The organism is Anaerovibrio lipolyticus, assembly GCF_021531495.1.
Taxonomy (GTDB): Bacteria; Bacillota; Negativicutes; order Selenomonadales; family Selenomonadaceae; genus Anaerovibrio.
On sequence record NZ_JADYTY010000004.1, the window covers coordinates 23,921 to 43,158 of the forward strand.

A 19,238-nucleotide genomic window follows, 5' to 3' on the forward strand; every position below is an offset into this window, starting at 1 on the left:
TTTGAAAGCAGGATTTATTAGTCTGGGATGCTCGAAAAATCTTGTAGATACAGAGGTTATGCTGGGCATTATTCAGCAAAACGGTATAGAGCTGGTAAATGATCCGGCAGAGGCAGATATTTTGATTGTGAATACCTGCGCTTTTATAGAATCTGCCAAGACAGAGTCCATTACCACAGTTTTGAATATGGCAGAATACAAGGAGCCAGGCAAGGGTAAGTGCAAATCCGTTATTATTGCAGGCTGTCTTGGTCAGCGTTATGGTCAGGAGCTTTTGGATGATCTGCCAGAGGCAGATGGTATTATTGGTACTGGCTCCTGGAATCGTATTATGGAGGCTATTAACGAAACCTTGGCAGGTAATCGGGTAGTGATTAACAGCCAGAATGAGATTATCTACGATGCCTCTGTACCTCGTATTCCTACTACGCCAGCCTATACAGCCTATGTTAAGATTGCGGAGGGCTGTAACAATCGTTGCGCTTTCTGTGCTATTCCTTTGATTCGTGGCAAATTTAGAAGCCGTACCATTGAGGATATTCATCAGGAGGTACAGCAGCTGGTGGATAAGGGTGTTCGGGAGATTGTGCTTATCGCTCAGGATACCACTAATTACGGTCATGATTTATATGGCAAGCCTAGTTTGGCAGCACTTCTCAAGGATTTGTGCCAGATTAAGGATATAAAATGGCTGCGGACTCTTTATAGCTATCCAAAATTCTTTACTGATGAGCTGATAGATTTGATTGCTCAGGAGGAAAAGCTGGTTAAATATGTGGATATTCCTCTCCAGCACGCTAACAATGAAATTCTTCGGGCCATGCATAGACCAGATACCAAGGAAGAAATTTCAACTTTGCTGGCCAAGCTGAGACAGCGCATTCCTGGTGTAGTTATTCGTTCTACCTTTATTGTGGGCTTCCCTGGAGAAACAGAAGCACAATATCAGGAGCTAAAGGCCTTTTTGGAGGAACAGCGCTTTGACCATGTAGGTATCTTTACTTATTCCAAGGAGGAGGATACTGCAGCAGCAGAAATGCCAAATCAGGTGCCAGAGGAAATTATGGAGGATAGATACCATGATTTGAAGGCAACCCAGAGCTTGATTTCTCAGGAACTGAACCAGCAGCTAGAGGGACAGGTGCTGGAGGTTCTGGTAGAGGGCCATACTGATGAAGGTATGCCTTATGGCCGCAGCTATCGTCAGGCTGATGATGTGGATGACAATGTATATATTGAAGATGATACCACCAGTAAGGTGGGAGATATGGTAAAGGTTCGTATCCTACAGGGCTTTACTGAGGATTTAGTAGGAGAGCTGGCTGATGTTTAAATTGGATGAAGGAGCAGATTCACTGGAAATAGTAGTGGGAAAAATGCTTCAAAAGTCAAATAATACTATAGCCTGTGCTGAATCCTGTACGGGAGGCCTGCTTATGGGCAGACTTACTGCTGTGCCAGGCAGCTCTGCCTATGTTCAGGGAGGCATTGTTTCCTATAGCAATCAGGTGAAAATAGAGCAGCTAGGGGTAGAGGCCAAGGTGTTGGATACCGTAGGGGCAGTTAGCTCTCAGGTGGCTGTCCAGATGGCCCAGGGAGTGCGAAAGCGCCTTCATGTAGATATTGGCACCGGCATTACTGGTATTGCTGGTCCTGGGGGCGATACTCCGGATAAGCCACTGGGCTTGGTATATATTGCTGTGGCAGGTCAGGCAGGCACCAGGGTTACCCGCAATGTATTTGCTGGAGATAGACAGCAGGTGCGCTGGGCTGCTACAGAAAAAGCTTTGTCTATGGTGAAGGACTATCTGGAGGAAGTTTAATGCAATTTTAATTTCCTTTTCAGGTTATTTTTAGATACCCCATATATTATAATGAGGTGTCCGATGTTCCCTACTTCTATAGGCGGCGGGATATTGTGCTAATGACAGGGTGGAGTTAATATCTTCACCCTCATTGAAACCCCATTGAAAGAAAATGAAAAATCATTTTCTTTGAACAATGTAGGGGTTATAGTGTTCATCTAAGGTACATAATGTATCTATTAATTTTCATATGGAGGGATGAAAAATGAAGTTAAATAAGCTTGTTGCCAAGGTTTTGACCTTGGCTGTGACCATATCCGTGTTGGTTCTGCCTGTGGCTGCCTTTGCTGAGGAGGCACCAGCAAAACAGCCACCGTCTGCCACTTCTCAGAAGGATCAGATTGTTTTTACGCACAAGCACACCAGCCAGCGCTATGGTTATAGCATTCTCTGCCCAGTAAAGCCCAAGGTGATTCCAGCCAGTGCCTATAATGAGCAGGACAAGGGGGATGTATTGCTCTATAGCGGCAGCTATGACAATATTAAAAAAGCTTGGGTTATTTGTATTAACGGCTATGATAATAAGGTAGTACCAGAAAACCTTGGCACTATGCAGGAGAATGAAGCAAAGGCCTTTTTAAAGGATTTTGCAGCTAATTATGGCTTGGAATATGCTCAGATTGTGGAGATTGCTAACCGCAATGATGATGGCAGTCAGGTAGAGGGTTATCGTTATGGTATTGCCGGCCCTACCGCCAAGGAGGTAGAGGTTGATAGCGATGGAGATGGGGTTATGGATTCTATTGCTGTGGCTGAAAACCAGATGATGAAGCTGTTTATTCCAGGTCAGTATGGCGGACATTTTATGTTGGGACTGATACAGGCTGGCGGCCTCCAGAAGCGTGATGTGGAGGAGTTTATGAATGCTGGTATTTATACTCTGCAGCAGTGGCCAACCTCTGGCTATAGCAAGGCAAAGTCTGAGGCTGAAAATAGTGACAAAAAAAGCAAAAAGAAATAACTAGGTATCTGATATTTTGAGAAAACTGATTTTCCCAGACAAATCAAATTGTTGAGGGAAGGTCAGTTTTCTTTTATTTTGCCTATTGATTTTTTTGACTTTTTGATGTATTATAAATCATGAAGTTAGCACTCATGCATATAGAGTGCTAAAACTATGTTAACTAATATTTTATATAAAGGAGATAATTCCAAATGGCAAAGACAACCCATGAATTTCAGGCAGAAACTAAGGAACTGCTGAATCTCATGATTCACAGCATTTATACCAATCACGAGATATTCCTGCGGGAGTTGATTTCCAATGCTTCCGATGCTATTGACAAGCTGCATTTTGCTTCTCTTCAGAACAGAGATATTCTGGAGGGCAATGAGGACTATGAGATTTTCCTGGTACCGGATAAGGACAGCCACACTCTGACTATTTCTGATAATGGTCTGGGCATGACCAAGGAAGAAGTAATTGAGAATCTTGGTACTATTGCCAAATCCGGCACCAAGGCATTTTTGGAGCAGCTCCAGAAAGCCAAGGAGGATAATGCAGAGATTACCGATAAGGAATTGATTGGTCAGTTTGGTGTAGGCTTCTATTCTGCTTTCATGGTAGCAGAAAAGGTTACTGTTGTTACCCGCAAGGCTGGTGAGACTGCTGCTGTGCGTTGGGAGTCCACTGGTGATGGTTCCTATACTATTGAGGAGTGCGAGAAGGAAGGTCGCGGCACCAATATTACCATTACTCTGGGCAAGGAGTTCTATGGTGATGAGGCAGAGGAGAACTTCCTTGATACCTGGAATCTCCAGAATTTGGTAAAGAAGTATTCCGATTATGTCCGCTATCCAATCAAGATGAATATTGAGACTCAGGAAACTCCTAGAGATGACGAGGGCAAGCCTATTGAGGGTGCGGAGCCTATTACCAAGGTAGAGATTAAGACTCTTAACTCCATGCAGCCTTTGTGGACCAAGAACAAGAATGATATTAAGGACGAGGAATACAAGGAATTTATCAAGAATCAGTTCCATGAGTGGGAAGAGCCTATGGAGGTTTTCCACAACAAGGCTGAGGGTAATGTAGAATATACCTCCTTGCTGTACATTCCAGCTAAGGCACCATTTAACCTGTATCATGCAGATTATGAGCCAGGGCTGCAGCTTTATTCCCGCCATGTATTCATTATGGATAAATGCAAGGATTTGCTGCCAAATTATCTGGGCTTTGTAAAGGGCCTGGTAGATTCTCCAGATTTATCCTTGAATATTTCCCGTGAGCTTTTGCAGCAGAGCCGCGAGCTGAAAACCATTGGCAAGAATCTGGAAAAGACCATTCTCAAGAGTCTGGAGCGTATGCTAAAGAATGACCGTGAGAAATATGAGAAGTTCTGGGCAGAATATGGCAAATCCTTGAAGATTGGTATTTACAACAGCATGTATACTGGCAGCAGTGTGGTAGACAAGCTGAAGGAGCTGCTGCTCTTTGCTTCTTCCAAGGATGGTAAGCAAATCTCCCTGAAAGAGTATGTAGGCCGTATGGCAGAGGGCCAGAAGAAAATCTACTATGCTACTGGTACTGACAGAAATACTATTGAGAAATTGCCTCAGATGGAGCTGTTGAGAGACAAGGGCTTGGAGGTTCTCTATCTGCTGGATCCTGTCGATGAATTTGCGATTGAAACCATTCGCAAATATGATGACAAGGAGTTCCAGTCCATTAGCCGTGGTGATTTGGATTTGGATGATGCTGAATCCAAGGAGGTTAAGAAGGAAGCTGAGGAAATTGCCAAGACCAACGATCAGCTGGTTAAGGATATTAAGGAAGCTTTGGGGGACAAGGTATCCGAGGTTAAAATCAGTTCCCGCTTGAAGTCCAGCGCTGTATGCTTGGTTGCAGATGCTATGGGGCCAAGCCTTTCTATGGAGCATACCTTTGCTAGCATGGACAATCCAATGTTCAAGGCTAAGAGGATTTTGGAGCTGAATCCAAAGCATGACCTCTTTGCCAAGCTGCAGATTCTCCATGCCAATGGCAAGGACAATGCAGAGTTCAAGGATTATTGCGATTTGCTGTACACTCAGGCTTTGATTATCGAAGGAATTATGCCTGAGAACCCAGTAGATTTTGCCGACAAGGTTGCCAAGTTAATGGCTAAATAAGTTTATAGGGTGTTGGATTAAAAGCCAGCGTAAGAAAAGGGACTGTGCCTTTGCTATGTCAAGCAAGAGGTATAGTCCCTTTTATATTTATTACGAGTCTAAGCTTACAGCTGAATTGCTGCGAAATTCGGTGGGGGTAATGCCAAAACTGCGCTTAAATTCTCTGGAAAAAGAGGAATAATCCTTGAAACCGCATTGGAAGCAAAGCTGGGTAATAGGCAGCTCTGTAGTAGTAAGCAGTCTTTTGGCCAATAGAAGCCGTTTGCTGTTGATATATTGATGAATACTGCAGCCTGTATCAGCCTTAAATTTCCGCATCATATAGAAGCGGCTGGTAAAGGATTTTTCTGCCAAAAGGTCAATGGTCAAATCCTCCGCCAGATGCTCATTAATATATTGAAGCAGCTGCTGAATGCGGGGATCATAGGTGATTTCTGTCAGATTTTCCAATTCTTTGTCCAGAATGGCCCGATTAATAAGAATCATTAGCTCCGTAAATAATACCTGGGTATATAGCTCGTTGGCAAAGTCCTGCTGTTGACTAACCCTTTCCAATTTGTCCATATGAAAAAGCAGGTCGTGACTACGGCCGGCAGGGGCATGCATAACGCTGTCCATATGTTGGGATTTGTCAAAGCATTGTTCCAGAGGATATTTGCCCTGTCCCAGCTTTTGCAGGTAAAGGGGAGAAATATAGACTACAATACGCTGGTAGGTTTTGTCAGGATAGGTTACAGGCTTGTGAATTTCTCCTGCCCTGACAAAGAGAATATCTCTGGCGGTGAGAGGATAGGTTTTGCCCTCAATAATATAGGCAGCCTCTCCTTTGAGAAAAAAGATTATTTTGTGAAAATCATGATAGTGAAAGGGAATATCCTCCATAGAGGAATCCTGCAACCGAAAAATTCGGAAGCCTTGATGAAGATATCCCTTTTTGTCATATGCTTGTATTTTGTTTTCAGAATCATTAGCCATAATATTGTGCCTTTCCCTGTTAGAATAGAAAATTTGGTATTTCTTATTTAGATAAATTTATTATACAGCATTTTTTGCAATGTAAACAGCATTATTTTTATATTATGTGTAAAATATGCCTGCTATAATAAAGCCAGAGTTGAGAGATATGGAGCAAGGAAATAAATCCTGGTCATAATAGATAATACAAGAGATTCAAGGGGGAGAGCATCATGCTGAAAGCTGATATTTATAATTATAACAAGGTTGAATATATTGTTATTGACACCGCCATGATTACCATTGAAAATAAGGGTTTGGCTGCCTTGGCCAGCTATCGTCATGGTGTAGGTGCTGATCGTATTTTGCTGGTGGACAAGTCCTTGGAGCAGATTATTGCTGCCGTAGATGGTCAGGGCAGCTATCAGCTTCTCTCTGTTGATGATTATCAGGTAGCTAATGCGGCTATGGGCAAGGACGCAGCAGAGGGGATGCACTACACTGAGTTGCATGTTACCGAGTATTTCCTTCAGAAGCTTCTGCCAGTACAGCAGTTGCAGATTGCTGGCTGATAAGATTAAATATATGTGCTATATACCTGTCAGTTCCAACTGGAGCTTAGAACTGGCAAAATTGTATAACTGACGCAGGGGGCTGTCACATTCTATGTGGCAGTCCCTTTTGCCTGTCTGGAAAGTGATAAATACAGACAGATTGGTGGAGGAGTTTTGTATATTGAATATTTTGGGGTAGTATGATATTATAATCTGGCAAAAGTAGATTCGGGGGGGGAAATGGTATGCTTATAAAAAAATTAAGAAATTATCTCGAACCATTATTGATTTTGACATTGAGCATTTTGATATTTTCAACTATCTATAATATTTATCTATTGCAGGGTACAGCCAGGGTAGTAAATTATACTGGCTTGGTACGGGGAGCCACTCAGCGAGTGGTTAAACTGGAGATAGTAGGTTCTCCCAATGATAGATTGATAGAAAACCTGGATGATATATTGGCTGGACTGCAAAATGGCGGGGGCAAGTATGAGCTGGTTCAATTGGATGATGTAAAATATCGGAATGATTTGACAGAGTTGGCAAATTATTGGCAGGAGCTAAAACAGGAAATTGCTAAAAGTCGGGAAGGGCATTATACCAATACCAAGTTGCTGCCTATTAGTGAAAACTATTTCATCTTGGCAGACCAGGTGGTAAGCGATGCCGAAGTGTACAGTCAGAAAATAGCCGATAGATTACAGCTTTTAGAATTATGTATGATTGTCAATGTGGTGATATTGCTGATTATTTTGGCAATTTATCATTTGCAGTCCAGACGGATGCAAAGTAAATATAAAAAACTTTCGGCTACGGCATATGTGGATGTTCAAACAGGGCTGGCCAACAAAAGCAGCTGTGAAAAGAAATTGCAGGATCAGCAATGGCTGGACAAGCATGTGGGATTTCTCATGTTTGATATGAATAATCTAAAGCAGGTTAATGATTCTTTAGGTCATGCTGCCGGAGATAGCATGATTTCTAATTTTGCCAGAATGCTGAGATTGTCAGTGCCGGACAATCAATTTATTGGTCGCTTTGGTGGGGATGAATTTATCGTGATTCTATCTGATTCGGAAGTTTCAGACATGAATAAAATAATTGCTACATTAAATGAAAATATTAGGGCCTTTAACCAGGGCAGCAATTCTATTCAAATCAGCTATGCTGTGGGAAAAGCACATACCTCATGCTATGTGGGAAATGTAACTATGAAGGTGTTGTTTGAAAGAGCTGATTATGATATGTATCAGAATAAATTAGCTGTTAAAAACAGGGGAAGACGTTAGGGGAATAAATAGGAGATATTATGATTCGCAAGAGAAGTCTTGAACACAAATTAAAGCAGTATGCAGGAGTTAGTCTGGGATGTTTAATAGCCAGTTGCTCCATTAATCTTTTTTTGGTACCATCTCATTTGTTGACTGGTGGTGCCACAGGTATTGCCATTATCTTTTACTATTTGGCTGGTTTGCCAATAGGTTTGCAGACCTTTCTTTACAATATACCTTTGCTGATAGCAGCCTGGAAGCTAATGGGGCGGGAATATACCATAGATATTATTATCGGCACGGCTATTTTTTCTTTCTGTCTGGATGCTACCAGATTTCTTAATGCCTATGCCCCTTTGGATGATGTTATGCTGGCGGCGATTTTTGGCGGTGTATTTAACGGTATAGGCTATGGCATTGTTTTCCGTATGGATGGCAGTACCGGTGGCTTCGATATTATTGGAGCTATTGTGAAGAAATTCTATGCCTTACATATGGGGGGCGTAATTTTTGCCTTTAACTGCATGATTATGGTGGTGGCAGGTTTTCTCTTTGGCGTTGCCCCAGCTATGTTTACATTGATTATGATGTTTATTAATGCTACGGTAACAGACAAGGTAATAGCAGGCTTTAACAGCCGTAAGGCGGTGTTGATTGTCTCTGAAAAAGCAGAGCAGATTGCGGAGGATATTATTTTGGAGCTGGGACGAGGTGTTACCTTTCTCCACGGTCAGGGGGCCTTTACTCATAAGGAAAGGGATGTGGTTTTCGTAGCGGTTACACTAACCCAGGTAGCAAAAATCAAATTTATCACCAATGATATAGATCCCAATGCCTTTATGATTATTATGTCAGCCAGCGAGGTTATGGGGAAGGGCTTTAGCAAGCCAAAGGCCCCTGCTGTTAAGGAAGTTATTCATGAGGCAGATAAGGTTGAATACAAGGTAGTATAGGGTTTATAATATACTTAGCTTTAAAAATATAGGAAGTGTTGATTATGATAGATTTACATGTACATTCCACCGTTTCTGACGGAAGCTATACTCCGGCGGGATTGGCAGTATTGGCCAAGGAATCCGGCGTAGAGGCCTTTGCTTTAACTGACCATGATTCCATTGCTGGCACCGATGAAGCAGCAGCCGAGGCTGTCAAGCAGGGAGTAGATTTTATTAATGGTATGGAAATGAGCCTCTCCTATCAGGGCCACAAGATTCATGTGGTTTGCCTAGGTTTTGACCGTCAGAATCCAGAATTTCAGAAGCTGTACAAGAAGGTTCGCTATATCAAGGAGGACTCTATGGCTGATGTGGTGGAGGCTATTGGCCGTAAGGGCATTGATATAGATATGGAAATGGTACGGCAGTATGCCTCTGTACATTTGGATAGATATGCTATTATGCGCACCATTGTGAATATGCATCTTTTTGACAGCATACAGTATATCTGGGATACCTATCTGAACCCTGCTGTATTGGAAGTAGGCGTAGGAGATGATGTATCAGCTCAGGAAGCTCTGCCGATTATTCGTCAGGCTGGTGGTGTAACCTCTTTGGCTCATTTCCACAAACAAATTGGTCTAAAGGGACAGAGCAGGGCTGAACAGGAGGACTCTATTAAGGAATTGTTGGATTTTGGCCTGTGTGGTATGGAGCAGTACTATCCTAATTATACTGAGGAGGATAAGGCTTTTGCTCTCCATATGATTGAAAAGTATCACATGCTGCCTACGGGGGGAACTGATTTTCATGGCGCCAATAGAGCAGATATTATGTTAGGCACAGGCTATCATCATAATATGAATACCCCTTATGCATTTTTTGAGCATATCCGTCAGACTTGTGGCAGATAATTTTTCTTTTTGTTAAGGTAAAATATGCTGGCATAGAGATACAATCGGGGAATTAGCAACGAAGACTTTCATATTATTTTCATAAAGAAAGTATAAGATAAATAGTAATTAATAAGTGCTATTATTTAGGAGGGGATTTTTATGAAAACTTATGTATGCGACGTATGTGGTTGGGTTTATGATGAGGCAGCTGGTGATCCAGATAACGGTATTGCGCCAGGCACCAAGTTTGAGGATTTGCCAGAGGATTTTGTCTGCCCACTGTGTGGTGTAGGCAAGGATCAGTTCTCTGAGCAGTAAGCCGTAAATAGCAAGTTAATAAAAAAGAGGCTGTTCCATTTGTGATTTGATTGTCACAAGTGGAACAGCCTCTTTTATTTGTATTTTAATGGATTTTGTAGGTTACAGCATACATAACTGGCAGTACCAGTAGTGTAAGAATAGTTGCAATCAGCAGACCGCTGGCAATAGCTACCGCCATTGGTCCCCAGAAGCTGCTGGTCATCAAGGGCAGCATGCCTAGAATAGCTGCGGCCGCTGTCAGCATAATGGGACGGAAGCGCAGTACAGCCGAATCTACAATGGCATCTCTAGGAGCTTCTCCAGCTTCTATATGCTTCTGTATCTGGTCAATTAGAATAATAGAGTTGCGGATAATCATACCACTAAGCGCCATAACACCAAGAATAGCTACAAAGCCCATAGCCTGATTGAGAAGCAGCATACCTGCCACCACGCCGATAAGTCCCAAGGGAGCTGTCAACAGGGTAAGTATCATATCCTTGCCATTGCGGAGCTGGAACATCAGGAGAGTCATGATGATAAAAATCATGGCTGGAATAGGTATAAGCAGGTATTTCATAGAATCCTCACTGTCCTCTAGAGAACCACCTACGGTAATTTTGTAGCCAAAGGGCAGTTCATCCCGAATATCCTTTACTGCATCATAGGCTTTCTGGGTGGCATCGTTGGCGGTACCTTCCTTGATATTGGCCTGTACCGTAATGGTAGGCTGCATATTTTTGCGCTTAATTAAGCTGTCCTCAGCCTCATAGGAGATTTTGGCCAGCTGTTCTAAAGGTACATAGCCACCAGCAGAGTAAACAGGCAGATTCTTTATCTGGGACAAATCCTGTCTGTCTGTATCCGCCAATCTTAGCTGAATATCAATGGTTCTATCCCCAGAGTAAAGCTGGGCGGCAGAAGCACCCGAAACTTCTGTATAAACTGTCTGAGCTACAGCCTGAGGAGAAAGCCCCAGTGCTCTAAGTTTGGCCTGGTCAAATTCCAGATGGAGAACCTTGGACTTTTCATTCCAGTCCATATTTATATCAGTATTATTAGGATCCTGAGCAACTCTATCAGCCACCTGAGAGGCAATATCCCTTACCTTATCCTTATCATAGCCGGAAACCAGCAGCATAATAGGATAGGGGGCTGGTGGGCCGGTCTGGATTACGGAAATATTGGTTTTTACCTCTGGGATATTTTCGGCTAAATAATCCCTAAGTTTGGCTGTAAGAGCATCACGATTGTTTGCATCCTTGGCCACAATGACAAACTGAGATAGATTGTCTGTAGGCAGTTTTGGATCTACAGTTAGTACAAAGCGAGGAGCACCTTCACCTACATAATAGGTATAGTTTTCGATTTCCTCAGAGTTTTCATCCAGGAATTGGGCAAAACGGCTGGCTGCCTGGCCTGAAGCTTTTAGGGAGGAGCCTTCTGGCAATTCCATATCAATGATAATCTCTGGCCGGATAGATGGCGGGAAAAATTCCTGCTTTATCATACCCATCATGGCAATGGATAGGGCAAACAAGCCAGCAGTGGTGGCCAGTACGATTTTTCTATGCTCCAGGAACCAGTTTAGCAGGCCACGGAAAGCCAGATAGAAACGGCTTTGATACATTTCACCTTCATCTGCCTTGGCAGCAGGCTTTATGAGATAGTAGCCAAATAAAGGTGCAATCATGACGGAGACAATCCAGGAAATAACCAGCGCCATACCAATAACTGGGAAAAGGGAGCTGCAGAATTCAGCCGCCATACCCTTGGAGAAGCTAACTGGTATAAAGCCGGCACAGGTAATCAAAGTACCTGTAAGCATAGGCTTGGCTGTGGCTCGGAAGGCGTGGCAGGCAGCATCAAAGCGGCTATGTCCTCTTTCTAGTTGGACGCTCATCTGCTCCACCGCAATAATGGCATCATCTACCAAAAGTCCCAAGGAAATAATCAAAGCACCCAGGGAAACCTTGTGCAAATCAATACCGAAAATATACATACCGCAGAATACAGCGGCCAGCACCAAAGGAATACAGCCAGCTACCACCATGCCGGTACGAAGGCCAAGACTTAGGAAGCTAACGGCCAAAACGATAATAACCGCCTCTCGCAGGGTGCTGACGAAATCATCAATAGATTCTTCTACCACCTTTGGCTGGTCAGATACCTGATGAATTTCCAGACCAGCAGTCATTTCGGACTGAATATTGGTCATGGCAGTCTTTAGTTCATTACCTAGAGTAATAATATTGCCACCGTCCTCCATAGAAACGGCAATACCTACTGCTGGCTGGCCATTGTAGTACATGGCTGTATCTCCAGGCTCTGCATAGCGGCGCTCTACAGTGGCAATATCTCCTAGATAAAAGGTTTTGCCATTAGCCTGAATAGGCGTGTTTTTGACAGCATTTTCATCATCAAAGATACCGCTGTAGCGAAGATATACGTTGTCAGTGCTGGTTTCAATCATGCCAGAAGGAGTCATTTCATTTTGACTCTTAAGAGCATTGGCTAGCACAGTGGGGCTGATGCCTAGCTCAGCCAGCTTGGCACTTTCGATTTCTACATAAACCTTTTCGGTCTGTACCCCCAGCAGCTTAACCTTTTGTACCTTGTCAATGGTGGCTAGCTGACGGCGAATTTTTTCTGCAGCCTGTCTTAGCTCCTCCATGGAATAGCCATCACCAGTGATGGCATAGACGGAACCAAAAACATCGTCAAACCTATCATTGTAATATGGGCCATAGACACCGGAGGGCAGCTCAGACTGCACATCATTGCCAAAGCCTCGGACATCCCGCCAGGTATCTCGGATAGTGGATCTGTCCACATCGTCCCGCAAGGTGACATAGACTACACTGGTACCAGCTCTGGTATTGCTGGTGATTTCCTTGACACCGGGAATATCCCGAAATTTGGATTCCAGCTTGTCTGTTACCTGCTGTTCCATCTGGTCAGCAGAAGCCCCAGGCCAGGCAGCAGTAACTACCATCTGATTGATGGTAAAGTTAGGATCCTCCATGCGGCCTAGCTTAAAGTAGAAGAATATGCCGCCAATGGCAGTGACGATAATAAAATACCAGACTAGAGCCCGGTTTTTGAGGGATACTTCTGTGAGATTTCTCATGACTTCTCCTCCGCCAGTCTAACCTTTGTGCCCTCTCGCAGCTTGTGCACACCGGCTATGACCACAATATCTCCGTTGCTAAGACCATGAACCTTTAGCTTGTCCTTGGCGAAATCTTCTACCTGTACATCTTTGAGGCTTAGGGTTAAATTGTCCTTATCAACAACCCATACCTGTGGTGCATTATTAGTTTGGTAAATAGCAGATATTGGCAGGATGGCAAAATTATCATCACCCTGCTGTATAGCTGGCTTATTAGTTACAGTGTTCAAGCCGGCTATGGTAATGGTAGCAGTCATGCCCAAATGCAAACCGGCTGGTGGCTGAGGCAGGGAAATACGCACCTTGTAGGTGCCTGCTACCTTGTCAGCCATAGGAGATACCTCTCGTACAGTACCGGCAACAGTCTGATTGTCTAAAGACCAGAAAGAAACCACTACCTGCTTGCCAACAGTAACATCAGCAATACGGCTTTCTGGCACATTGATTTCTACCTCCAGTTCCTGAGATTGAACCAGGGTAAGTACCACCTGACCTGCGCCTACTACCTGACCAGCCTCTGCATTGACAGCAGAAATTACTCCGTCAGAGGCGGCTACCAGATTGGCATAGCCTAGAGCGTTCTGCCCCTGATTGGCTGCCGCCAAAGCTTGATTGTAGGAGGCCTGAGCAGCATCATAGGCAGTCTGGTACTGATCCAATACACTGGCAGGTACAGCATCCTGAGCATAGAGAGTGCTGTAGCGGTTCAAATTGGTACGGCTAAGCTCTAGCTGAGCCTTGGCTGCAGCAACCTGAGCTTCCCCTTGATTGGCCTGCTGTAGTACATCTCTGTTATCAATGGACATAAGCACATCCCCAGCATGGACTCTGTCCCCAGCCTGAACGTAACGCTGGAGAATACGGCCTCCCACCTGAAAGGACATATTGGTTTCGTAGCGTCCCAGGACTACACCAGGGTAGGAGCCAGAGGCTTCGTCATTGCCTAGAGCAACTACCTGTGTTTTGACCAGAGGGTCCTTTTCTGTGGCTGTTTCCTGATTTCCGCATCCGGTTAAGGCCAGGGGAATCAGGATACATAATAAAATAGAAATTACTTTATTCATACGCTAACCCCTTCTTTGAGCAAATTCAATAAATACTATGCTTCAATTGTAGCAAAAAATCCACGGCAACACAATCTAAATTATCTTTTATTAGGAAGAAAACTTGGTAATATTATTGCAAAGCTGCCAGGGGACAAGGCAGGAGAATGGGCCTAAAAATTCGGAATTAGACAAAATGTCTTGCTAGGGGGGAGCAAATGTGTTATAGTAGTGGCATAATCCGGGGAAGTGTCTCTTAATTAAGAGAAATTAATGCTGCCAATCAGGGACGAAGCAAGGTGGCAGTGACACGGAAATATTAAGGAGGGAGGGCAGAAACATGGCCAATATGCAGATTGGAATCCGGCAAACTATATTTTCCAAGCATGCCCAGCGGAGGCTGTCTGACCGGCATATCCTGTTCGACCACCAGGCCATGGAAAAGCTCAATGAGGCGGTGGACAGGCTATCAGCCAAGGGTGCCAGAGCGTCTCTTATTTATCTAAATGATGTTGCAATGGTGGTCCGCATCAGGGAAAGAACGGTAGTAACTGCCGTAGATGGCGACAGCGCCAAGGAAAATATTTTTACGAAGATTGACAGTGCAGCAATCCTATAAGGCTGGACCCACGGGAGGCTTTGGATTGACAGAGATGAAAACACAGTCATGACCAAAGGAGAATGATTTATTATGATGCGTTCACTTTATTCTGGTGTATCAGGCTTGAAAAATCACCAGACTCGTATGGATGTTGTAGGCAACAACATCTCCAATGTAAATACCACAGGTTTCAAATCCAGTCGTGTAACCTTTAGTGATACACTAAGCCAGACACTCAGCGGAGCCTCAGCTCCTACAGATAATACTGGTGGTACAAACCCTAAGCAGATAGGTTTAGGCTCCAGTGTAAGCTCTATTGATACTTTATTTACAGATGGTTCAGTGCAGAATACTGGCAAAAATACAGATTTGTGTCTTTCTGGCAATGGGCTTTTTGTAGTTAAGCCAAGCATAGATAGCGATGAATTATATTATACACGGAATGGTGCATTTGAATTTGATGCAAAAGGTAACTTTGTTATGCCGGGAAGTGGTATGTTTGTTGGCGGTTGGATGGCAGAGAATGGTGTTATCAAGAATACAACTGAATCTAACATGGGCGTTATAAATATACCAGCAGGAAAAACAATGGGAGCTACCGCTACTACAACTGTTAATTACGATAAAAATTTAAATGCCAATGTTGAAGGATATACAATATCCAACATGGTGGTTAAATATGCAGATGGTACTAGCAAGACGGTAACAAATTATGTGCCAAATCCTCCTACAATAATTTTAGACACAACTACAAATAAGCATATAACACTTGATGCTAATGCTGCCTATGATTTTACAACGGGGGATTCACTATATGGAAAAGACTTATTTGCTCAGAAAGTAGCTTATGTAGAGGGGCCAGCTAATGTTACATTAAGTGAAACAAATTCTTTAAAAAATAAGGTTGAAGGTTTGGGAGAAATTAACTATACTACTGGCAACCATATTATTGATAACGAAATTACTCTAACAGGAACAATAGTAAATCAAGGTGTTACAACATCTGGACCAGATACAGGTGAGACACGATTAACGTTGAAGCTTGATTTGCCAGTAGAGAAAAAAGGGACAGAAGTTACTATAACTATTCCGCCAGGAAATATTTGGACATACAAAGATGGAGATACTGCAAGTTTTAAATTTCCTATAGAAGGAATTGAACCACAAGCAACTTCGAAAATTCATCGTTCTGATGGAACTGAGTATGAATTTGAATCAAATACCTTAGATCCAAAGATAACAAAAGAAAATTATAACAATTATATATATAAGGGGCACACCGCAGACGGTGATGTAAAAGCTGTTAGTCATAAAGGTGACGATGTAGAATCTGTCACTGTTAATACAAGTGATGGAAAGAGTTTAACGGGCTTGACGCAGGTTAAATACAATCAGGGAGATAATTTTTATCCATCGTATACAACATTGGCAACTGTTTATGACAGCCTTGGTGGAGAACATTCTGTGCCTATATTATTTACCAAGCAAGCTAACAATACATGGTCCATGTCTTTGGGAAATGGCGGTTCTAGTGTAAGTGTTACAGATTCTGAGCAAAGAACCATAAATTATAATCTTATTAGTACGGATCTTGTATTTGATGACAAAGGCGGTTATATCAGCGGTTCTGCTACATTGAAAGTGCATTATGATTATGGTAAAGTTCAAAATAGCAAGGGAGAGGTTATAAATCCTCCTAGTGACCAGTCAATTAATGTAAATGTTGGCAGTCTTACACAATATTCTGGGAGTACATCTATTAATGGTTCCAGTGATGGTAATGCTATGGGCACATTGAAAAGTGTATCTGTAGATAGTTCAGGTATAATTACTGGTGTATATACCAATGGATTGCACAGAACAGAGGCGCAGGTTGCCATTGCTCAGTTTAATAATGCGGCTGGTCTGACAAAATCAGGCGGTAGCTTGTATGAAAAGTCTAATAATTCAGGTGAGGCTCATATTGAATCTGCATCTGCCTTAGGTGTAACTATTACTCCGTCTGCATTGGAAATGTCCAATGTTGATATGGCCAGTGAGCTGACAGATATGATTGTTACCCAGCGTGGTTATCAGTCCAACTCCAAAATTATCACAGTTTCCGATGAATTGCTGGAAACCTTGATTAATATGAAGCGTTAATTTCATAACAAACAAAATCCGGGAAGGCCTTGGCCAACCCGGATTTTATTTTGAAATTATATTTAGCCCCAGAATAGGGCCTGCATATCGGCTGGCAGGTCGGTGTAGATGGAGAGGTGCTGGGCGGTTAGGGGATTGTCCAGCTCCAGATGGTAGGCATGGAGAGCCTGTCGCTGGATATATTCCATATTTCCGCCGTAGAGATCGTCTCCCAGCAGGGGATGGCCCAGAGAGGCCAAATGCACCCTTATTTGATGAGTACGGCCTGTTTCTAGTTGCAGCTCTAGTAGTGACCTGCCTTGCCTTTGGCAAATTGTACGATAATGGGTAATGGCTCTTTGTCCCTGACCATCAGGGGGACAGATACGCTGAATAATGCTTTCTGGATGCCTGGCAATAGGCAAATCTATAGTACCCTGGGGCTGAGGCATAGCCCCTTCAATAATAGCCAAATAGCTGCGATGAAAGAATTTACCTCCATTTTGCTGGGTAAGCATATTCTGCAACTGTGGCAGTTTGGCTACAATTACCAAGCCGGTAGTATTTCTATCCAGCCTATGGACAGGATGAAAATCCAGATTTTGGCCAGTTTCCCGATAATAATGCAAAATGCCATTGCCCAGAGTATTGCTATAATCTCCTCCTGTGGGATGGACCAATATGCCAGTAGGCTTGTTCAGTACCAACAGATATTCATTCTCATAGCGAATATCCAGCTTCATAGGAGTAGCCACCAGAGATGATTCCTCGGGAATAATACAGCGGATTTCATCCCCAGCCTGAGCCATAGCTGTAGTACACCGCACCTCCTGATTATTTATCAGGAGACGGCCATTCCACTTCAAACGGCGCCAAAGACCGTGGCTAAAGCCACATTCCTTTCTAAGAAAAGCCCTGACCTCCACAGGGGCCAGAGCTTTCTCAGAAACCTTATAGGTTATATCCATAAATTATGCTTCGCCTCTTAGTTTGCTAATAAGATTGAAGCAAATACTTAATACAATAGCTACTACAGTGGCCAAAGACATACCGCTAAGGGTAACAGTTCCCAGGGTAATGCTGGCGGTGCTGACACCAATGCCCATAACAACAGCCGTTAGCATAAGATTAACAGGCTTGTTGTAATCTACCTTGCTTTCTACCAGTACACGAATACCGGAAGCTGCAATTACACCAAAGAGCAGCATGGATACACCGCCCATAACAGGGGCTGGAATACTCTGAATAGCTGCTGCCAGCTTGCCGAAGCAGGACAAGATAATGGCAAAAATAGCTGCGCCGCCAATAACCCAGGTGCTGAAAACCTTGGTAATGGCCAGAACACCAATATTCTCACCATAGGTGGTATTAGGGGTAGAACCAAAGAAACCGGAAATCATGGTGGAGATACCATTACCAATGATGGAACGATCCAAGCCAGGGTCCTTGGTCAAGTCCGCCCCTACAATATTACCGGTAACAATAAGATGACCTACATGCTCTACGATAACTACCAGGGCAGCAGGCAGAATAATCAAAATAGCATTCATATTGAATTCAGGGGTATAGAAGGTAGGCAGTGCAAACCAAGGTGCCTTTTCAATAATGCTGAAATCCACAATGCCAAAGAGGCAGGCAATAATATAGCCTGATACAATACCGATAAGGATAGGAATAATCTGCAAAAATCCTCGGCAGGCAACCTGAGCCAGCAGGGTAATAGCCAAGGTGAGTACAGCTACAATAATGGTAGCTGAATCAGGCTCCTTGGAGGTCAGACCGGCCATACCAGCAGCTACAGGCATTAGCTCCAAACCGATAACAGCCACAATGGCACCCATAGCAGCTGGTGGGAAGATAAAATCTATCCAGCTTGTGCCTACAGCCTTTACCACCAGGCCTACAGCCACAAATACTGCACCTACCACAATAAAGCCTCCCAGGGCGGCTTCGTAGCTGTACTGACTAAGTACAGCGAAAACAGGGGAGATAAAGGCAAAGCTGGAGCCTAGATAGGCAGGAATCCGTCCCTTGCACAGGAATAGGTACAGCAGAGTGCCAATACCATTAAAAAGCAATACAATAGCTGGATTCACATTAAATAGAATAGGAACCAGTACAGTGGAGCCAAACATGGCAAAAAGATGTTGCAGGCTCAGGGGAATAGTTTTCTGTAATGGCGGCCTCTGATCTACCTGAATAACACGATTGTTCTCTAACATGAAAACACTCCTTTACAATTAGACTTAATAACAAAATAAATTCAAACCTTATAAAATTTATCACATAAAAGGTCATTTGTCCATTTAAATTTTTACCATTGAAAGATTGTTCATTTTAACATTCACAAACTTAACAAAATTTCATCAAAATTTGATACAGATAATAAAAAATATCTTTTTAAACACTGTT

At 43.2% G+C, this 19,238-nt stretch carries 16 protein-coding genes; 11 read left to right on the forward strand and 5 right to left on the reverse strand.

Going from position 1 to position 19,238, the window contains the following annotated elements:
• The first annotated feature begins 1 nt into the window (after position 1).
• The 4 genes from rimO to htpG all read left to right on the forward strand — a co-directional run bounded on the left by rimO (position 2) and on the right by htpG (position 4,976).
• Complete coding sequence (rimO, locus tag I6E26_RS02875) at positions 2–1,333, forward strand: 30S ribosomal protein S12 methylthiotransferase RimO (RefSeq protein ID WP_235320331.1); 1,332 nt, start codon at positions 2–4, stop codon at positions 1,331–1,333.
• A complete protein-coding gene (locus tag I6E26_RS02880) occupies positions 1,326–1,823 on the forward strand; it encodes a CinA family protein (protein ID WP_235320332.1) in 498 nt (165 codons plus the stop codon). The genes rimO and I6E26_RS02880 overlap by 8 nt, the downstream gene beginning before the upstream one ends.
• Before the next feature lie 247 nt (positions 1,824–2,070).
• A complete protein-coding gene (locus I6E26_RS02885; RefSeq protein ID WP_235320333.1) occupies positions 2,071–2,826 on the forward strand; it encodes a hypothetical protein in 756 nt (251 codons plus the stop codon).
• A 194-nt stretch (positions 2,827–3,020) separates the two neighbouring features.
• The gene (gene htpG / locus I6E26_RS02890; RefSeq protein ID WP_235320334.1) at positions 3,021–4,976 is read left to right on the forward strand and encodes a molecular chaperone HtpG; all 1,956 of its coding nucleotides are present in this window, start codon (positions 3,021–3,023) and stop codon (positions 4,974–4,976) included.
• Between the two features lie 90 nt (positions 4,977–5,066).
• Here htpG and I6E26_RS02895 read toward each other — a convergent pair whose 3' ends face one another.
• The gene (locus tag I6E26_RS02895; RefSeq protein ID WP_235320335.1) at positions 5,067–5,951 is read right to left on the reverse strand and encodes an AraC family transcriptional regulator; all 885 of its coding nucleotides are present in this window, start codon (positions 5,949–5,951) and stop codon (positions 5,067–5,069) included.
• A 212-nt stretch (positions 5,952–6,163) separates the two neighbouring features.
• Between I6E26_RS02895 and I6E26_RS02900 the strand changes: the two genes are divergently transcribed.
• From I6E26_RS02900 to rd, 5 genes are all read left to right on the forward strand, one after another.
• Positions 6,164–6,502: a hypothetical protein gene (locus I6E26_RS02900; protein ID WP_235320336.1), complete on the forward strand. Its 339-nt coding sequence runs from the start codon at positions 6,164–6,166 to the stop codon at positions 6,500–6,502.
• 227 nt (positions 6,503–6,729) lie between these two features.
• Entirely contained in the window at positions 6,730–7,776 is a 1,047-nt protein-coding gene (locus tag I6E26_RS02905; RefSeq protein ID WP_235320337.1) for a GGDEF domain-containing protein, read from the forward strand.
• A 20-nt stretch (positions 7,777–7,796) separates the two neighbouring features.
• Positions 7,797–8,711 carry a YitT family protein gene (locus I6E26_RS02910; RefSeq protein WP_235320338.1) on the forward strand — a complete coding sequence of 305 codons (915 nt, stop codon included), beginning with the start codon at positions 7,797–7,799 and terminating at the stop codon, positions 8,709–8,711.
• Between the two features lie 44 nt (positions 8,712–8,755).
• On the forward strand, positions 8,756–9,607 hold the full coding sequence (locus tag I6E26_RS02915; protein ID WP_235320339.1) for a PHP domain-containing protein: 852 nt from the start codon (positions 8,756–8,758) through the stop codon (positions 9,605–9,607).
• Positions 9,608–9,748: 141 nt separating this feature from the next.
• Positions 9,749–9,907: a rubredoxin gene (gene rd, locus I6E26_RS02920; RefSeq protein WP_235320340.1), complete on the forward strand. Its 159-nt coding sequence runs from the start codon at positions 9,749–9,751 to the stop codon at positions 9,905–9,907.
• 85 nt (positions 9,908–9,992) lie between these two features.
• Here rd and I6E26_RS02925 read toward each other — a convergent pair whose 3' ends face one another.
• Both I6E26_RS02925 and I6E26_RS02930 read right to left on the reverse strand, forming a co-directional pair.
• Positions 9,993–13,019 (reverse strand): efflux RND transporter permease subunit, encoded by a 3,027-nt coding sequence (locus tag I6E26_RS02925; protein WP_235320341.1) that lies wholly within the window; start codon positions 13,017–13,019, stop codon positions 9,993–9,995.
• Entirely contained in the window at positions 13,016–14,125 is a 1,110-nt protein-coding gene (locus I6E26_RS02930; RefSeq protein ID WP_235320342.1) for an efflux RND transporter periplasmic adaptor subunit, read from the reverse strand. Before I6E26_RS02930 ends, I6E26_RS02925 begins: the two co-directional genes overlap by 4 nt.
• Positions 14,126–14,444: 319 nt before the next feature.
• Here I6E26_RS02930 and I6E26_RS02935 point away from each other — a divergent pair, with 319 nt between their 5' ends.
• Both I6E26_RS02935 and I6E26_RS02940 read left to right on the forward strand, forming a co-directional pair.
• Positions 14,445–14,723: a TIGR02530 family flagellar biosynthesis protein gene (locus I6E26_RS02935; RefSeq protein ID WP_235320343.1), complete on the forward strand. Its 279-nt coding sequence runs from the start codon at positions 14,445–14,447 to the stop codon at positions 14,721–14,723.
• 72 nt (positions 14,724–14,795) lie between these two features.
• Positions 14,796–16,847: a flagellar hook-basal body complex protein gene (locus I6E26_RS02940; RefSeq protein ID WP_235320344.1), complete on the forward strand. Its 2,052-nt coding sequence runs from the start codon at positions 14,796–14,798 to the stop codon at positions 16,845–16,847.
• Positions 16,848–16,909: 62 nt separating this feature from the next.
• On the opposite strand, the gene I6E26_RS02945 is transcribed toward I6E26_RS02940, so the two are convergent.
• A complete protein-coding gene (locus I6E26_RS02945) occupies positions 16,910–17,794 on the reverse strand; it encodes an RluA family pseudouridine synthase (protein WP_235320345.1) in 885 nt (294 codons plus the stop codon).
• Between the two features lie 3 nt (positions 17,795–17,797).
• A complete protein-coding gene (uraA, locus tag I6E26_RS02950) occupies positions 17,798–19,048 on the reverse strand; it encodes a uracil permease (protein ID WP_235320346.1) in 1,251 nt (416 codons plus the stop codon).
• Positions 19,049–19,238: the final 190 nt, after the last annotated feature.

Coding starts and splice junctions, on each gene's coding strand:
- I6E26_RS02935 (WP_235320343.1), top strand. CDS start 14,445: ATGGCCAATATGCAGATTGGAATCCGGCAAACTATATTTTCCAAGCAT.
- I6E26_RS02925 (WP_235320341.1), bottom strand. CDS start 13,019: ATGAGAAATCTCACAGAAGTATCCCTCAAAAACCGGGCTCTAGTCTGG.
- I6E26_RS02880 (WP_235320332.1), top strand. CDS start 1,326: ATGTTTAAATTGGATGAAGGAGCAGATTCACTGGAAATAGTAGTGGGA.
- I6E26_RS02930 (WP_235320342.1), bottom strand. CDS start 14,125: ATGAATAAAGTAATTTCTATTTTATTATGTATCCTGATTCCCCTGGCC.
- I6E26_RS02895 (WP_235320335.1), bottom strand. CDS start 5,951: ATGGCTAATGATTCTGAAAACAAAATACAAGCATATGACAAAAAGGGA.
- I6E26_RS02915 (WP_235320339.1), top strand. CDS start 8,756: ATGATAGATTTACATGTACATTCCACCGTTTCTGACGGAAGCTATACT.
- htpG (WP_235320334.1), top strand. CDS start 3,021: ATGGCAAAGACAACCCATGAATTTCAGGCAGAAACTAAGGAACTGCTG.
- I6E26_RS02940 (WP_235320344.1), top strand. CDS start 14,796: ATGATGCGTTCACTTTATTCTGGTGTATCAGGCTTGAAAAATCACCAG.
- I6E26_RS02900 (WP_235320336.1), top strand. CDS start 6,164: ATGCTGAAAGCTGATATTTATAATTATAACAAGGTTGAATATATTGTT.
- I6E26_RS02905 (WP_235320337.1), top strand. CDS start 6,730: ATGCTTATAAAAAAATTAAGAAATTATCTCGAACCATTATTGATTTTG.
- I6E26_RS02885 (WP_235320333.1), top strand. CDS start 2,071: ATGAAGTTAAATAAGCTTGTTGCCAAGGTTTTGACCTTGGCTGTGACC.
- I6E26_RS02945 (WP_235320345.1), bottom strand. CDS start 17,794: ATGGATATAACCTATAAGGTTTCTGAGAAAGCTCTGGCCCCTGTGGAG.
- I6E26_RS02910 (WP_235320338.1), top strand. CDS start 7,797: ATGATTCGCAAGAGAAGTCTTGAACACAAATTAAAGCAGTATGCAGGA.
- rd (WP_235320340.1), top strand. CDS start 9,749: ATGAAAACTTATGTATGCGACGTATGTGGTTGGGTTTATGATGAGGCA.
- uraA (WP_235320346.1), bottom strand. CDS start 19,048: ATGTTAGAGAACAATCGTGTTATTCAGGTAGATCAGAGGCCGCCATTA.